The sequence below is a fragment of the Candidatus Chryseobacterium colombiense genome, from assembly GCA_029203185.1.
Classification (GTDB): domain Bacteria; phylum Bacteroidota; class Bacteroidia; order Flavobacteriales; family Weeksellaceae; genus Chryseobacterium; species Chryseobacterium colombiense.
Map to the genome: position 1 here is coordinate 226512 of CP119310.1, position 13940 is coordinate 240451.

Here is a 13940-nt window from a genome sequence, read left to right on the forward strand (position 1 = left end):
ATGAATAAATTTTTATTAAGAGCACTGGTTTTAGCGTCAGTAAATATCGCCGTTTTGGCAAATGCACAATTCTTCAGAACCCGAAACAGAATGGATAAGCTGGAAGACTTTGATGAGCAAAAGTTCAGTTGGGGATTTTATTTGAATGGCAATATGCTGGATTACCGTATAGTACTTAATCCAAGATACGGTACTTATGGCAACCAGAATCTTGTTTCTTCCAAAGAAAGTACAAGTTTTGGAGCTGGTCTTATCGCAAAATGGAGACTTAATGATTATTTAGATCTAAGAATGGAACCAGGGTTACAGTTTGCTCAAAGAAAATTAACATTCAATACTCAGACTAATGACCAATATCAAAATGGTACATTAACGAATGATCCTTTTATCCCAATGGCTCTTTCTGATAAGGATCGAAACAGAGAAGTTAAATCTACTTTAGTTGATGTTCCTGTATTATTAGAACTTCACGGACACAGATGGTACAACTCAAGGCCTTATGTTGCTGCAGGGGTAAATTATGTAGTAAACCTACAGTCTAATTCGAACTCTACAGATGATAATATGCAGCAGGTTTTCAGATCTACAACACATAACTTTGCTTGGTCTGCTGAGATGGGTATTCAGTTCTACTTTAATAAATTTAAATTGACACCAGCAATCAGAGGAACTTTCTTCATGAATAATGAAATGGTTGCAGATAATGCAACGACTCCTCCATATTGGGCATCAGCTATATCTACTTTACAGACAAGAGCAATCATGTTTGTATTGAAGTTTGAATAAAAAATATTTAAAATAAATATTGAGGAGATACGCTTTGTGTCTCCTTTTTTTGTCTTAAACTCAAAATATAGAGACTTTTATTTTTGTTAATATTAATATTTTGCTATTTTTGCTATTAGTTAGAATATACAAAACCTGAAATGCTTCAAGAGTTAGAAACCAATTTTTCAGAATTAGAAAAAAAGATTATGAATTTGCAGAAGAATTATAATAATCTTACTGAAAAATTATCGGAACTAAGCGTTGAAAATAAAGAACTGCAGAGGAAATATGATGAAGAAAGAAAAAAAAATCAGGTATTAGCAGAAGAACAAAAAAATATAAAGCTCTATTCGGCAATATCAGGAAATCCTGAACACAATAGATTAATGAAAAACCATATCAACAGATTGGTAAAAGAAATTGATTTCTGTATTGCACAGCTTCAAAACAGTGGATTATAATGGAGGTAAGGAGAATAACCATAAACATTGCAGGAAGAGTGTATCCGCTGAATGTACCCGCAGCAGAGGAGGAAACTTTGCGTAAAGTGGGGAAGCAGATAGAGAATATGATTAAAGATTTTGAACAAAATTTCGATGTAAGAGACAAACAGGATGCTTTGGCAATGTGTGCCCTAAAATTGGGAACCAATGCGGAAGTAGTGTCTATGAACTACGAAAAAAATATAACTTCTACCAACGAAAGATTAAGCAAAATTAATCAATCGCTGAATGAAATTGGAAAATAATTTTTCCAAACGACTGCCTACAATAATTCTAACACATTAAAGGTAAACTCAACGCTAAACAATTACCGAACAAATGTCCGTTGAATGGCGCGCCGGTTCGTCCGGATTACAGACAATGGAAATCAGTTCAAATCGTGTTGATTAGGAGTTTACTCTCAATCTCTGAATTATTGTAGGCTTTTTTATTTTATGAAATATGACAATTAAAACTCGATATATATGACAACAACCGCTATTATTATAGGCGTGATTTGCTTAGTAATAGGTGCAGTGATAGGAATAGTTTTTTCCAAAAGCTCATTAAATACTAAAGCAAAATTTATCATAGATGATGCAAAGAAAAATGCCGAAAACCTTATAGAAAAAGCTAATGTACAAGCTGAATCCATAAAGAAAGAAAAGAACCTTCAGGCTAAAGAAAAGTTCTTGGAACTGAAGTCTCAGCATGACGCTGATATTCAAGTTCGTGAAAAGAAAATGCAGGAGATTGAAAAAAGAATTAAAGACAAAGAAAACAAGCTGAATGATGAGCTAAGCAAGACAGGAAAACTTGAAAAAGATCTGGATAAGCAGATTGCTGATTATTCTAAAAAAACAGAGATTTTAGAAAGAAAACAACAGGAACTGGATACAGCAACTGCCAAAAAAGTAGAGATTCTTGAAAAAATTGCGAACTATACAGCAGATGAAGCTAAAGCAGAATTGGTAGAAACCATGAGAGCTGAAGCGAAAACGAGAGCTCAGGCACATGTTCAGAGCATCATGGAAGAAGCTCAGTTGAATGCTAAAAGCGAAGCAAGAAAAATTGTTATCCAGACTATTCAGAGAATCGGAACAGAGCAGGCTATCGAAAACTCGGTATCTGTTTTCAATATCGAATCAGATGAAGTAAAAGGTAGAATTATCGGTAGAGAAGGTAGAAACATCCGTGCTTTGGAAGCCGTAACAGGCGTAGAAATTATTGTAGATGATACTCCTGAAGCTATTCTTCTTTCATGTTTTGACCCGGTAAGAAGAGAAATTGCAAGATTATCACTTCATAGATTGGTTACAGATGGCAGAATTCACCCTGCAAGAATTGAAGAAGTGGTGGAGAAAACCAAAAAACAAATTGAAGAAGAGATTATAGAAGTAGGTAAGAGAACGATTATTGATTTAGGTATTCACGGATTACACCCGGAATTGATCAAGATCGTTGGTAGAATGAAATACCGTTCTTCTTATGGTCAGAACTTATTACAGCACTCGAGAGAAGTTGCAAATATTGCTGCAACGATGGCTGCTGAATTGGGTTTAAATGTAAAATTAGCTAAAAGAGCAGGTCTATTGCACGATATTGGTAAAGTTCCTGAGCAGGAGTCTGAACTTCCTCACGCTTTATTAGGAATGCAATGGGCAGAAAAATATGGTGAAAATGCTGAAGTGGTAAATGCAATCGGAGCTCACCACGATGAAGTTGAAATGACTTCTTTATTGTCGCCGATCATTCAGGTAGCCGATGCTATTTCTGGAGCGAGACCGGGAGCAAGACGCCAGGTGTTGGAATCTTATATCCAGAGATTGAAAGACCTTGAATCTGCAGCACTAAGCTTTGATGGGGTTTCATCAGCATACGCTATTCAGGCAGGTAGAGAATTGAGAGTGATGGTAGAAAGCGGAAAAGTAAATGATGAAGTCGCTTCTCAATTATCTTATGACATTTCAGAAAAAATCCAGAACGAATTGACGTATCCTGGACAGGTAAAAGTAACAGTAATCAGAGAAACGAGAGCTGTGAATATTGCAAGATAATAATCTAAAAAAGATATTATATAAAAACCTTTCAAGAAATTGAAAGGTTTTTTATTTTTAACGAAATTTATAAACTTAATATGCAAGAGCTTTCTTTGTCTTCAAAATTAAAGTACATCTTTTCTATTCCTGTGATTATTGCTGCTTTAGGCTACTTTGTAGATATCTACGACCTGCTTTTATTTGGAATTGTAAGAATTCCGAGTCTTAAAGCTTTAGGACTGAATCCGGATGTTGACGGAACCTTTATCCTTAACTGTCAGATGGTAGGTTTGCTTCTGGGAGGAATTTTCTGGGGAATTTTCGGAGATAAAAAAGGAAGACTGTCAGTTTTATTCGGATCAATTTTAGTGTATTCCTTGGCTAATATTGCCTGTGGATTTTTGCCTTATTTTCCAAAAGAGCATTTAGTCTATCAATATGCGGCTTTAAGGTTTATAGCAGGGATTGGGTTAGCCGGAGAGTTGGGAGCAGGAATTACATTGGTTTCTGAGAGTTTGCCAAAGAATTTAAGAGCAATCGGAACCTCTGTCGTGGCTGGTTTTGGATTAATGGGCGCTGTAGTGGCACAATTAACTGTAGAATTAGCTGGAGGTTGGAATATATCTTATATCATTGGAGGGATTTTAGGAATTCTGCTTTTGTTTTTAAGGATAAGTGTTTCCGAATCAGGGATTTATAAAAATATGGAACATGCATCTGTCTCTAAGGGAAATTTTCTTTCCTTTTTTACAAATAAAGATCGGCTGATACGATATTTGAAATGTGTTGCCGTAGGATTGCCAACATGGTATTGTATAGGGATTTTAGCGGTTTTAGCCAATCAGTTTGCTCCTGAATTGGGTATTAAAGATCTCAACCCCGGAAAAGCAATTATGTGGGCTTATGTGGGGATTTCTGCCGGTGATTTGATGAGCGGTTTTATTTCTCATGCGTTGAAGTCCAGAAAAATGGCTATTTTCTATATGCTGGTATTTACAATTATTGGTGTGGCCATCATGCTTTTCGGAAATACAAATACAGAAACAAAATATTATATTTTCTGTGTCTGGCTAGGATTAGGAACAGGGTATTGGGCCATGTTTGTAACGCTGGCTGCTGAGCAATTCGGAACCAATATAAGAAATACAGCAACGACTACAGTCCCCAATATGGTTCGAGGGCTAGTTCCTGTCATGATTTTTATTTTTGATTTTTTTAAGAAAGATTTTTCAGTGATTATGAGTGCTGCCATCTTAGGAATCATTGTATTTGGACTCGCTTTTTATTCCTCATTGACGATCTCAGAAACCCATGGGAAAGATTTGGAATTTACGGAATAATTAATATGTTTAAGAAATATCAAATGGGTATTGTCCTTTATTGATGTAATAAATACAGATAAATAGGCATATTATAAAATTTAATATTAAATTATGCTTCGGGTAATTAATATTTGTTTAACTTTATAAAACAATAAACTATAAATAGTACAAACTTTAAAACTAAATTACGATGCAAAACAACATTTTAAAAAACGCGAAGAAATTACAAAAACAAGATCTTAAAAACATTATGGGAGGAGTAAGCGGTAATCCGGATTTATCTCTTTGCGGATGCGATTGTGCAGGAGCTGTAACAGGACCAAAATATTGCGGTCAATACATTGCTTGTCCACAGGTTTATACTTGTAATCAGTCAGCGGTATAAGAAATTATTTCAACTAGAAATAAACATTTCCACATTTAATACGCAAAAGCCTTTTGAATTTCAAAAGGCTTTTGTAATTTATAGATTTAATTGTTTCAAGTAAAGTGAAGAATCATTAAAATCGTTTTGATGTTATAGAGTTCCTGAAAACCTTAGTTAAAATTCAAAACAACAAAAAGACTTCCTATACTTATAAAGCCCCAAAGAAAAATGGCTAAAATCAATGGTTTAAAACCTATTAATTTTAAAGTTTGGATAGACAGAGTAGAACCTATCAAAAATAAAGTCAGATTTAATCCTGATTTAGCGATTAGTGTAATTCCCGAACTTAGCTTATCAAAAAAAGGGAAGTAGGTATTTAATAAAATAGCCAGAATAAAATACCCGATAAACCACGGAATTTTAATTTTGGATTCTTTATTCTTAAAAATAACCATCGTGACCAAAGAAACTGGAATAATCCATAAAGCTCTGGCTAATTTTACGGTGGTTGCAATTTTTAAAGCTTCATTTCCATATTTACTTGCTGCTCCAACTACAGAGCTGGTATCATGAATCCCAACAGCGCACCATAAGCCAAATTGTTCTTGGGTAAGGTTTAAGAGGTGCCCAATCGAAGGGTAAATAAATAATGCAATGGAATTCAGAGTAAAAATGATGGCTAAAGCCAATGAAATCTGTTTTGCATTGGGTTTAATAATCGGAGAAGTAGCTGCAATTGCACTTCCGCCGCAGATTGCTGTTCCTACTGAAATCAGATAGGATAAAGGTCTTTCCAACTTGAGGGTTTTTCCAATAAAATATCCTAAGAACATTACAGTGAAAATACTGATAACTGTTAATATAAATCCTGATTTTCCAGCCTCTAATGCTTCATTCAGCTTTAACCCGAAACCTAATCCGACAATTGAAATCTGTAATAATAAATGTATATACTGATGTAAGCTTTTCTCAAAAGGATTTCCTATACCAACGGCTAAAATAAAACCCAAAAGTAATGCAACAGGGGAAGAAATGACCGGAGTTAAACAGATTACTGCCCATACAATGAAAATAAGCTTTTTAGATTTTTCATTCAGATTGAAATCTTTCATTTTGTAATATTTAAATTAATGGTTCAAAATTCCATAAATTAATATTACAAATTGAATTGTATTTTGTTATATTAGATAACTTTAAGTTATAAATAAAATGATGTTTGAAGTCAGAGCTGAGTGGTAAATTTTAAGAAAATTCTGATTAATTCGGACTGCTCACCTTTTGGAAGAATAAAATGAAAATTTCTTTCAATACTAAAGTTTTTAATATCAATAATGCTGAGTTGATTGTTTTTTAGTTCATTTAAAACTGTGCTTATAGAAAGAAAAGCTAAAGAATTTGAATATAAAAGGTAGTTTTTTATACTTTCGCTGCTTCCCAATTGCATTACGATATTCAATTCATCAAGGGAAATTCCTTTTTCTTTCAGACGATTCTGAATGAATTCCAAAGAACCTGAACCGGGCTCTCTGAAAACTAATTCCATATGGTATAAATCTTTGATATTTAATGTTTTATTGGCTAATGAATGATTGGCTTTGGCAATCAAAACAATTTCATCAGCTTTAAATATTTGATAATCAAAATAATTCGATTGAGACTCTCCTTCGATGATTCCCAGATCAATTTTTCCCTCCTTTAAAAGCTCAGAAATAATTTCCGTATTGTGCGTAATCAGTTCAATTTTAATGTCTTTGTAATATGAATTGAACTTGGCTAAAATCTCCGGTAAGATATACTGAGCTACAGTGGTGCTTGCTCCAATAATCAGCTTTCCTTTATGTTGCTGGTTCACCTGATTGATTTCAAATTCCAGATCACGATATATATTTCTGATTTTTTCAGCATATTCAAATAGAATTTGACCACTTTGTGTCAGTTGAATACTGGTACCTTTTCTGTCAAATAATTTGGTATTCAGCTGATTTTCGATTTCTTTAATATGTTTGGTTACGGCAGGCTGGGAAATATTCAGCTCTTCCGAAGCCTTTGTAAAGCTTGATCGGGAAGCTACGGTGTGAAAAACTTTTAATCTGTAATCAAACATAATTTAAAGGTAAGAAATAAAGACCAATCTTATAAATCAGAAAAGTCTTTATCAGTAAGATTATCAAATCTTCTGTTTTTGGCTTCTCCAATTTTTTGTTTCGTATAAATACTGTTGTTTCCAGAGAATAAATAAGAGACAACGCAGGCAATAGCGACATAGATTCCACACTCGGCTCCGAATAACTCAATTCCCATCAGCATACAGGCAAGTGGAGTATTGGTCGCCCCTGCAAAAACAGCCACAAATCCCATTCCTGCCAACAAACCAAACGGAAGCGGAATGAATAATGATAAAGCACTTCCCAAAGTAGCCCCAATAAAGAATAACGGGGTTACTTCTCCTCCTTTAAAACCTGCAGAAAGCGTAACGATAGTAAATATCATTTTTAAAGCAAAATCATAAAATGGAAGTTGCTTTTCAAAAGATTCTACTATCGTTGGAATTCCCAAACCGATATATCTTGTAGTTCCTATTGCAAAAACTGCGAAAGCAACGATGATTCCGCCAATAACAGGCCGAAACGGGGGATATTTAATGTTAGATTTAAAAACCGAACTAGCCCAATGAATCATTCTGCTGAAAGTGGCAGAACAGATTCCAAAAATAATTCCTGCCAGAATAGCATATAAAATGGGGAGAAATTCAAGTTTGGGAATAAGATCTATATTATAGTGGGTGTGTTTTACATTCCATAGATTTGTTACCCAGTCCGCTAAAATTGCACATGCAAATGCGGGAAAAAGAGCATTATAACGAATTCTTCCGATCAAAAAAACTTCAAGTCCGAAAACTGCTCCTGCTAAAGGAGTTCCAAAGACGGATCCAAAACCTGCAGCGATTGCAGAAATAATTAAAATCTTTCGTTCGTTTTTGTCGAGCTTAAATGGTTTAGTGAATTGATCAGCAATTGCGCCTGCCATTTGAAGTGCAGTTCCTTCACGGCCTGCAGAACCTCCGAAAAAGTGAGTGATTATTGTTCCCAAGTATACAAAAGGAGCCATTTTAAACGGAATAGTCTCTTTTGGAGCATGTATGTTTTCAAGTAATAAATTATTGCCTGCTTCCACATCTTTTCCGAAATAATAATATAAAAGTCCCACCAAAAATCCCGCCACAGGAAGAAATGCAATCAGCCATATATGATTTTCCCTGAAGTTAGTTGCCCATTCTAACGACTGTAAAAATCCGGCTGAAGCAGTTCCTACCAATGCACCAATGATAAGACTTATACACAGCCATTTCAAAATATAGGGTAAAGCCGGAAATTTTCTGAAAAAAAAGTAAAGTTGAAATTTTGTTTTACTGCTGAATGTTCGTTGATTTTTTGACATAACTTTCCTGATCGAATTACTGTTAATAATCTTTTAATCAGGCGTCATCAGCTTCTGAAAAGCGGTTGGGTAAGGAAGAACACCATTTCCTTTTTCTGTTACAAAGATAAAATTTATTTTAAAAAGAAACCATGTTCCGAGATATACTTTTTACTGATTTTTATACTTTCAAAAATATCTTTATCACTGGAATCCTGCTCCAGAAACCAATATTTCAACCCTGCTTTTTCTTTAGCTTCGAAAATCCTTTTAAAATCAATAGTTCCGTTTCCGATTTCTGCAAAATCTTTTGTTTCTGCCTTCATGTCTTTCACATGCCATAATGGAAATCTCTTTGGGTATTTTTCAAAGTAGAATAACGGATCAAGGCCTGCTTTTGAAATCCAGTAAAGATCCAATTCCATTTTAACTAAATCTGAGGAGGTATTTTCCAGGATAAAGTCATAAAAAGTATGTTGTTCATCCTTCTTGAGAAATTCAAAATCATGGTTGTGGTAGGCTAGTTGAATTCCGTTTTGTTTAGTAATTTGCCCGGCTTTTTCAAGAGTTTCAGGGAGTTTCTGATAATTTTCTAATGTTCTTTCTGCTTCAGGAAGATAGGAGCAAACGGCAAATTCAGAGCCGATAGTATTCAAATCGTCCAATGTTTTATTCCAGTTTTTCAGAAGAGTTCCGTCTTCATGATCTGTAATTCCGGTTCTGTGGTGTGAACTGATGACTTTTAATCCGTTGTCAGATAATATTTTCTTAAATTCAACAGCTGTTTTTCCGAAAAAAGTTCCGTCGTATCCATAGATTTCAAATTCTGTAAAACCTAATGCGGCTAGTTTCTCAAAAGTTTTTTCCATATCGTTAGAAATGAAATCACGAACGGTGTACAATTGAATTGCCAATGATTTTTTACTCATATTTAATTTAGAAACTCCACAAGAATACAATCCTAAAAATCCCAATGCAGAAAGCTGAATGAACCTTTTTCTTTGCATTATAGAAATGGCTTCATTTCGTCTTCGATCTGTGCTCTTAGCTCCATGAGACGTTTTGCATACTGCTCTTTTTGTTTTTCCTCTTCAGTTTCCGGAATCCATTTGGGAACAGGAAGTTTTTTGCCGTTTTCGTCAACGGCAACAAAAACAATGATGCAATGTGTTTTTTTATCGAAATTGGGCTGCTTCAGATTTCTGGAAAATACATTGATTGAAATATGCATACTGGATGAACCGGTATAAATTACCTGGGCTTCCACTTTTACAATTTCCCCGATTTTAATGGGTTCATAGAAACGGATTCCTCCTACATAAACCGTTACAGAATAATTACCACTCCATGTTGTTGCACATGCATAGCCAGCCTGGTCTATCCATTTCATCACACTTCCTCCATGTACCTTTCCTCCGTAGTTGACATCTGAAGGCTCTGAAATAAATTGAAAAGTTATTGGTTTGTTATCCATTTCCACTAAAAATTTGATTGAATAAAGGTATTTAATAATTTTCAAAATTATAGATTAAATCCTACTTTTGAAACGGGAAAGTGAAATGAAGACGAATTTTAATCAACAATAGACCTAAATTAATAATGAAAAAAGTATTTTATCTCAATACGTGTGATACCTGCAGAAAAATTTTAGCACAATTCGACCTTGCAGACTGGGAACTTCGTGAAATCAAAAAAGAACCGATTACGAAAGAAGAGTTAGAAGAAATGCATAAAAAAACAAAGTCTTACGAGGCATTATTCAGCAAAAAATCTACTCAGATTAAGTTGAGAGGGTTAGATGTGAAATCTTTAACAGAAAAGGATTTTAAAGAATTGTTATTGGATCATTATACCTTTTTGAAAAGACCTGTTTTCCTTACTGATAAAGAAATTTTCGTAGGGAATGATAAAAATAATGTGGCGGCTTTGCAGGAGTTTTTTGGAGTCACTGAATAATTTTAAAAATATAAGCTCTTAGATGAAATGTTTAAGAGCTTATATTTTGTCTCTTTTGTATAGGGTAGCTTTTTTTAATCCATGGTTATTCACAGTGATTAGAGTGGGATTGGTTTCCCAGTTTGGGAAATTTTCATAAAGCTTGTCAGTCAATTTTTCAATTCCGGAAATATTTTCATCATTGAATTCATAGTGTTTTTTGTCAGTTATGATTTCTATTCCGGTTTGATGTTGCCTATGAAGAACAGGAATACTGAATGAATTTACTTCTATAATTTCATCCCATTTTATAAATTCGTTTTTCGTATAAAATCCGTCATTTTTATATTGAAAATCACCATCTCTGAAATGTAATTCATTCATTTCTTTTTCAACAGATTCGTAATCTTCTTTGATGTCTGATGTGTATAATTTTGCACCGGCAAAAGAAATAATAATAAGACATGTAAGGATGATAATGTAAGTTATTCCTGTACTGTTAAAGACAGGATAATTATAGAAAACGAATATCAGAACTAAAGAAACTATAAAGATTAATATTTTCATTAATAATTATTTATAATAAATATAGAATTAATGTTTAATAAAAAAACCGCAGAGCAAACTGCGGTTTTCTATTTAATTTATATTCAGTTACACAAAAGGAGCTTTCACCACTTTTGCAGGAATATTTTTGTTTCTTACCTGAATGAAGATTTCAGAACCTAATTTGAAGTGAGGTTTGTCCACATACGCAAGACCTAAACCTATTTTTTTCATTGGAGACTGGGTTCCTGAAGTTACTTTTCCAATCACGTTACCTTCAGCATCTACAACAGGGTAGTCGTGTCTTGGAACTCCTTTGTCAGTTAATTCAAAACCAACTAATTTTCTCGTTACTCCTTCTTCTTTCTGTTTTGCAAAAGTTTCTTTAGATACGAAATCTTTATCGAATTTAGTGATCCATCCTAAACCTGCTTCAATTGGAGAAGTAGTATCGTCGATATCGTTTCCGTAAAGGCAGAATCCTTTTTCAAGTCTCAAAGTATCTCTTGCAGCCAATCCGCAAGGAACAATCCCTTCTTCAGTTCCGGCTTCAATAATCGCATCCCAAAGTTTTTCCGCAGCATCATTATTGAAATAAATTTCGAAACCACCGCTTCCTGTATATCCTGTATTGGAAATGATTACATTATCAACTCCGACTACAGCACCAACTGTGAAATGATAGTAAGGAATCTCAGAAAGATTTGTTTCTGTCAGTTTTTGAAGAATTTCAGTAGCTTTCGGACCCTGAACTGCTAATAAAGACATATCGTCTGAAGCATTGGTCATTTTTGCTCCGAAAGTATTGTATTTTGAAATGTGATTCCAGTCTTTATCGATGTTAGAAGCATTGACAACCACAAAATATTTGTCATCTTCCATTTTATAAACGATAAGATCATCCACGATTCCTCCGTTTTCATTAGGAAGACAAGAATATTGAGCTTTTCCGTTTTCAAGAGCATCTACATTATTGGTGGTTACGAACTGCAAAAGATCTTTTGAACCAGGACCCTCGATGAAAAATTGCCCCATGTGAGAAACATCAAACAATCCTGCTTTTTCTCTTACTGCAAAATGTTCTTCCGTTACTCCGGAATATTGTACAGGCATTTCAAAACCTGCAAAAGGTACGATTTTAGCTCCTAAAGAAACGTGTTTGTCGTACAATGCTGTTTTCTTCATATTTAATTTCTATTTCTTTATTTTAAAACTATTAAAGGTCTCATTAAAAAGACTCATATAATTTCCGTTCCAGTATTTTTCGCCGCAATTTATAGCAATGAGATATATTTCTTTATCCTTCTGAAAAACTCGGGTAATCCAGAACAGCTTTTCTTTCGGGTCAAAATATTCATAAAAATATTCAGTATATCCTTTTTTGCTTTTGTTGCTTTTTACTTTATTTTCGTCTTCGGAAGATTTGTAAAGAGCCAGGATGAATTTTTTTATTTCAGTAGAGGGTAGGTCTAAATCATGATACTCTGAAATGGTAACCGCTCCGATCTGGTTGGTCGGGAAAATATTGACAATATCGGTCTCGTTCATGGCTACCCATCCTTCAGGGTAATTGATACTGTAATTGTTATTTTCAAATGTTTGTTTCTTTTGGGCAGATAAAAAATACCCCAAGAATAACAAGATAATGAATAGTGAATGTCTGATCATCATTAAAAATGATATTTATATTCTTCTAAAATAATTTTAAACCATTCTGTGAAAGTCTCTGGTTTTTCTGCGATTTCCTTATCCAGATCATCCATAGAAATATACCTTACTTCTTCCACTTCTTTTCTATTGAGGTCAAATTCTGCATTATAAAAGCCAGTGAAAACATGATCTAGTTCATGTTCCCATAAATTTCCTCCTACATCTGCTTTGTAAATAAAATGGAATTTTTCGGAAAGGTCTGTTTCTATTCCAAGTTCTTCCTTCAGTCTTCTCTTTGCTCCTTCCAGGTAAGTTTCTCCGATTCTGGGGTGTGAACACACTGCATTCGTCCATTGGTTGGGAGAATGATATTTCTCGGATGCTCTTTTCTGCAAAAGCATTTCACCTTTATCATTGAATAAAAATACGGAGAAAGCCCGATGTAAAAGACCATTAATATGGGCTTGCTGTTTTTCCATCAATCCTAAAATTTGGTCATCAGGATTTACTAAAACTACCAATTCTTCCATTTCTACAAATGTAAGTGTAATAAATGTATTTTGGAAATTTTTGTGAAAACATCATAGATTTTGGAATATAAGAGGATAGGATTAAAATAATCATCTATTTAAACTCTTACCTATGCGAATAAAAAACATCGACAGCGCTACAAATAAAAGCAGAACCCAAAAGGAATTAATGAAAACCTGGAAATAACCAAGATGTATCACATTTATAAAAGGATAAGGATAAAAGTCTGAAAAATATCCTCTGATTAATATATAAAAAAGATAAAGCAAAGGATAAATTGCCCAATAAGGAATTTGCTTATAGGTTAAACCTTTTTTATTTTCATACAGATACCAATACATGAGAACAAGAATTGGCATTATGCTGTGTAAGAGCTCATCCACAAGCTTTTGCAATCCTGTAGGAGCCCATGCTGAGCGAAGGATGATCTGATAAATTAAGCATACAATTAAAATATAGATCGTAATAGCAGTCAGAATTCCTGGCTTTTTAATTGTTGGAGAAAAATTAAAAGCCCTAAATGTGAAATACATGGTGACGATTATATTGGTAAGGATGGTAAAGTAGCTGAAAAACCTGATGGTAGTTTCTGTAAAAGAAATCTGGCTGTTCTCTATCATCAGATCATATTGAGTGATGACTGAAAACCAACCAATAAGGGCAAAAATTAAAGATAAAATTCTTGGTATCATCAGGAAAGATCTATCATTTAATCAATAAAGATAGTTTTATTTTTTAGGAATAGAAAAATTTTAACCTATAATAATAGAATGGATGAAAAATTGTTAATTTATTCTTTTAATACTATTTTTTATAGGAAAAATTTAATTTAAACGAACTTTAACAAAGGTTTTTTATTTTAAAAGTCATAAATTTGTTGATA

The 13940-nt window shown here is 33.8% G+C and carries 17 protein-coding genes and 1 riboswitch; of the genes, 7 read left to right on the top strand and 10 right to left on the bottom strand.

What is annotated here, in order from left to right:
• The 6 genes from P0Y62_01000 to P0Y62_01025 all read left to right on the top strand — a co-directional run bounded on the left by P0Y62_01000 (nucleotide 1) and on the right by P0Y62_01025 (nucleotide 4996).
• On the top strand, nucleotides 1-786 hold the full coding sequence (locus P0Y62_01000; protein WEK70131.1) for a porin family protein: 786 nt from the start codon (nucleotides 1-3) through the stop codon (nucleotides 784-786).
• A 140-nt stretch (nucleotides 787-926) separates the two neighbouring features.
• A complete protein-coding gene (locus tag P0Y62_01005) occupies nucleotides 927-1229 on the top strand; it encodes a hypothetical protein (GenBank protein ID WEK70132.1) in 303 nt (100 codons plus the stop codon).
• Nucleotides 1229-1516 carry a cell division protein ZapA gene (locus P0Y62_01010; GenBank protein WEK70133.1) on the top strand — a complete coding sequence of 96 codons (288 nt, stop codon included), beginning with the start codon at nucleotides 1229-1231 and terminating at the stop codon, nucleotides 1514-1516. The genes P0Y62_01005 and P0Y62_01010 overlap by 1 nt, the downstream gene beginning before the upstream one ends.
• A 219-nt stretch (nucleotides 1517-1735) precedes the next feature.
• Nucleotides 1736-3307 carry a ribonuclease Y gene (gene rny, locus P0Y62_01015; GenBank protein ID WEK70134.1) on the top strand — a complete coding sequence of 524 codons (1572 nt, stop codon included), beginning with the start codon at nucleotides 1736-1738 and terminating at the stop codon, nucleotides 3305-3307.
• Between the two features lie 80 nt (nucleotides 3308-3387).
• Nucleotides 3388-4629 carry an MFS transporter gene (locus P0Y62_01020; protein ID WEK70135.1) on the top strand — a complete coding sequence of 414 codons (1242 nt, stop codon included), beginning with the start codon at nucleotides 3388-3390 and terminating at the stop codon, nucleotides 4627-4629.
• Between the two features lie 172 nt (nucleotides 4630-4801).
• Complete coding sequence (locus P0Y62_01025) at nucleotides 4802-4996, top strand: hypothetical protein (GenBank protein WEK70136.1); 195 nt, start codon at nucleotides 4802-4804, stop codon at nucleotides 4994-4996.
• Nucleotides 4997-5148: 152 nt separating this feature from the next.
• Here P0Y62_01025 and P0Y62_01030 read toward each other — a convergent pair whose 3' ends face one another.
• From P0Y62_01030 to P0Y62_01050, 5 genes are all read right to left on the bottom strand, one after another.
• Nucleotides 5149-6090, bottom strand: a complete 942-nt coding sequence (locus P0Y62_01030; protein ID WEK70137.1) for a putative sulfate exporter family transporter — start codon at nucleotides 6088-6090, stop codon at nucleotides 5149-5151.
• Nucleotides 6091-6200: 110 nt separating this feature from the next.
• Nucleotides 6201-7082, bottom strand: coding sequence for a LysR family transcriptional regulator (locus P0Y62_01035; GenBank protein ID WEK70138.1), 882 nt, complete (start codon nucleotides 7080-7082; stop codon nucleotides 6201-6203).
• Nucleotides 7083-7111: 29 nt separating this feature from the next.
• Nucleotides 7112-8416, bottom strand: a complete 1305-nt coding sequence (locus P0Y62_01040; GenBank protein WEK70139.1) for a voltage-gated chloride channel family protein — start codon at nucleotides 8414-8416, stop codon at nucleotides 7112-7114.
• 31 nt (nucleotides 8417-8447) lie between these two features.
• A riboswitch (Fluoride riboswitch) is annotated at nucleotides 8448-8515 on the bottom strand.
• 14 nt (nucleotides 8516-8529) lie between these two features.
• Nucleotides 8530-9402 (bottom strand): sugar phosphate isomerase/epimerase, encoded by an 873-nt coding sequence (locus tag P0Y62_01045; protein WEK70140.1) that lies wholly within the window; start codon nucleotides 9400-9402, stop codon nucleotides 8530-8532.
• Nucleotides 9402-9869 (bottom strand): acyl-CoA thioesterase, encoded by a 468-nt coding sequence (locus P0Y62_01050; protein WEK70141.1) that lies wholly within the window; start codon nucleotides 9867-9869, stop codon nucleotides 9402-9404. Before P0Y62_01050 ends, P0Y62_01045 begins: the two co-directional genes overlap by 1 nt.
• A 125-nt stretch (nucleotides 9870-9994) precedes the next feature.
• Between P0Y62_01050 and P0Y62_01055 the strand changes: the two genes are divergently transcribed.
• On the top strand, nucleotides 9995-10351 hold the full coding sequence (locus P0Y62_01055) for an arsenate reductase family protein (protein WEK70142.1): 357 nt from the start codon (nucleotides 9995-9997) through the stop codon (nucleotides 10349-10351).
• A gap of 39 nt (nucleotides 10352-10390) precedes the next feature.
• Here the strand turns inward: P0Y62_01055 and P0Y62_01060 are convergent, their stop codons facing one another.
• The 5 genes from P0Y62_01060 to P0Y62_01080 form a co-directional block, all read right to left on the bottom strand.
• Nucleotides 10391-10897: a hypothetical protein gene (locus tag P0Y62_01060; GenBank protein ID WEK70143.1), complete on the bottom strand. Its 507-nt coding sequence runs from the start codon at nucleotides 10895-10897 to the stop codon at nucleotides 10391-10393.
• 87 nt (nucleotides 10898-10984) lie between these two features.
• Nucleotides 10985-12061 (bottom strand): glycine cleavage system aminomethyltransferase GcvT, encoded by a 1077-nt coding sequence (gene gcvT / locus P0Y62_01065; GenBank protein WEK70144.1) that lies wholly within the window; start codon nucleotides 12059-12061, stop codon nucleotides 10985-10987.
• Between the two features lie 9 nt (nucleotides 12062-12070).
• Nucleotides 12071-12547, bottom strand: coding sequence for a hypothetical protein (locus P0Y62_01070; protein WEK70145.1), 477 nt, complete (start codon nucleotides 12545-12547; stop codon nucleotides 12071-12073).
• A complete protein-coding gene (idi, locus tag P0Y62_01075) occupies nucleotides 12547-13056 on the bottom strand; it encodes an isopentenyl-diphosphate Delta-isomerase (protein ID WEK70146.1) in 510 nt (169 codons plus the stop codon). The genes P0Y62_01070 and idi overlap by 1 nt, the downstream gene beginning before the upstream one ends.
• A 90-nt stretch (nucleotides 13057-13146) precedes the next feature.
• Nucleotides 13147-13749, bottom strand: coding sequence for a Pr6Pr family membrane protein (locus P0Y62_01080; GenBank protein WEK70147.1), 603 nt, complete (start codon nucleotides 13747-13749; stop codon nucleotides 13147-13149).
• Nucleotides 13750-13940 lie beyond the last annotated feature (191 nt).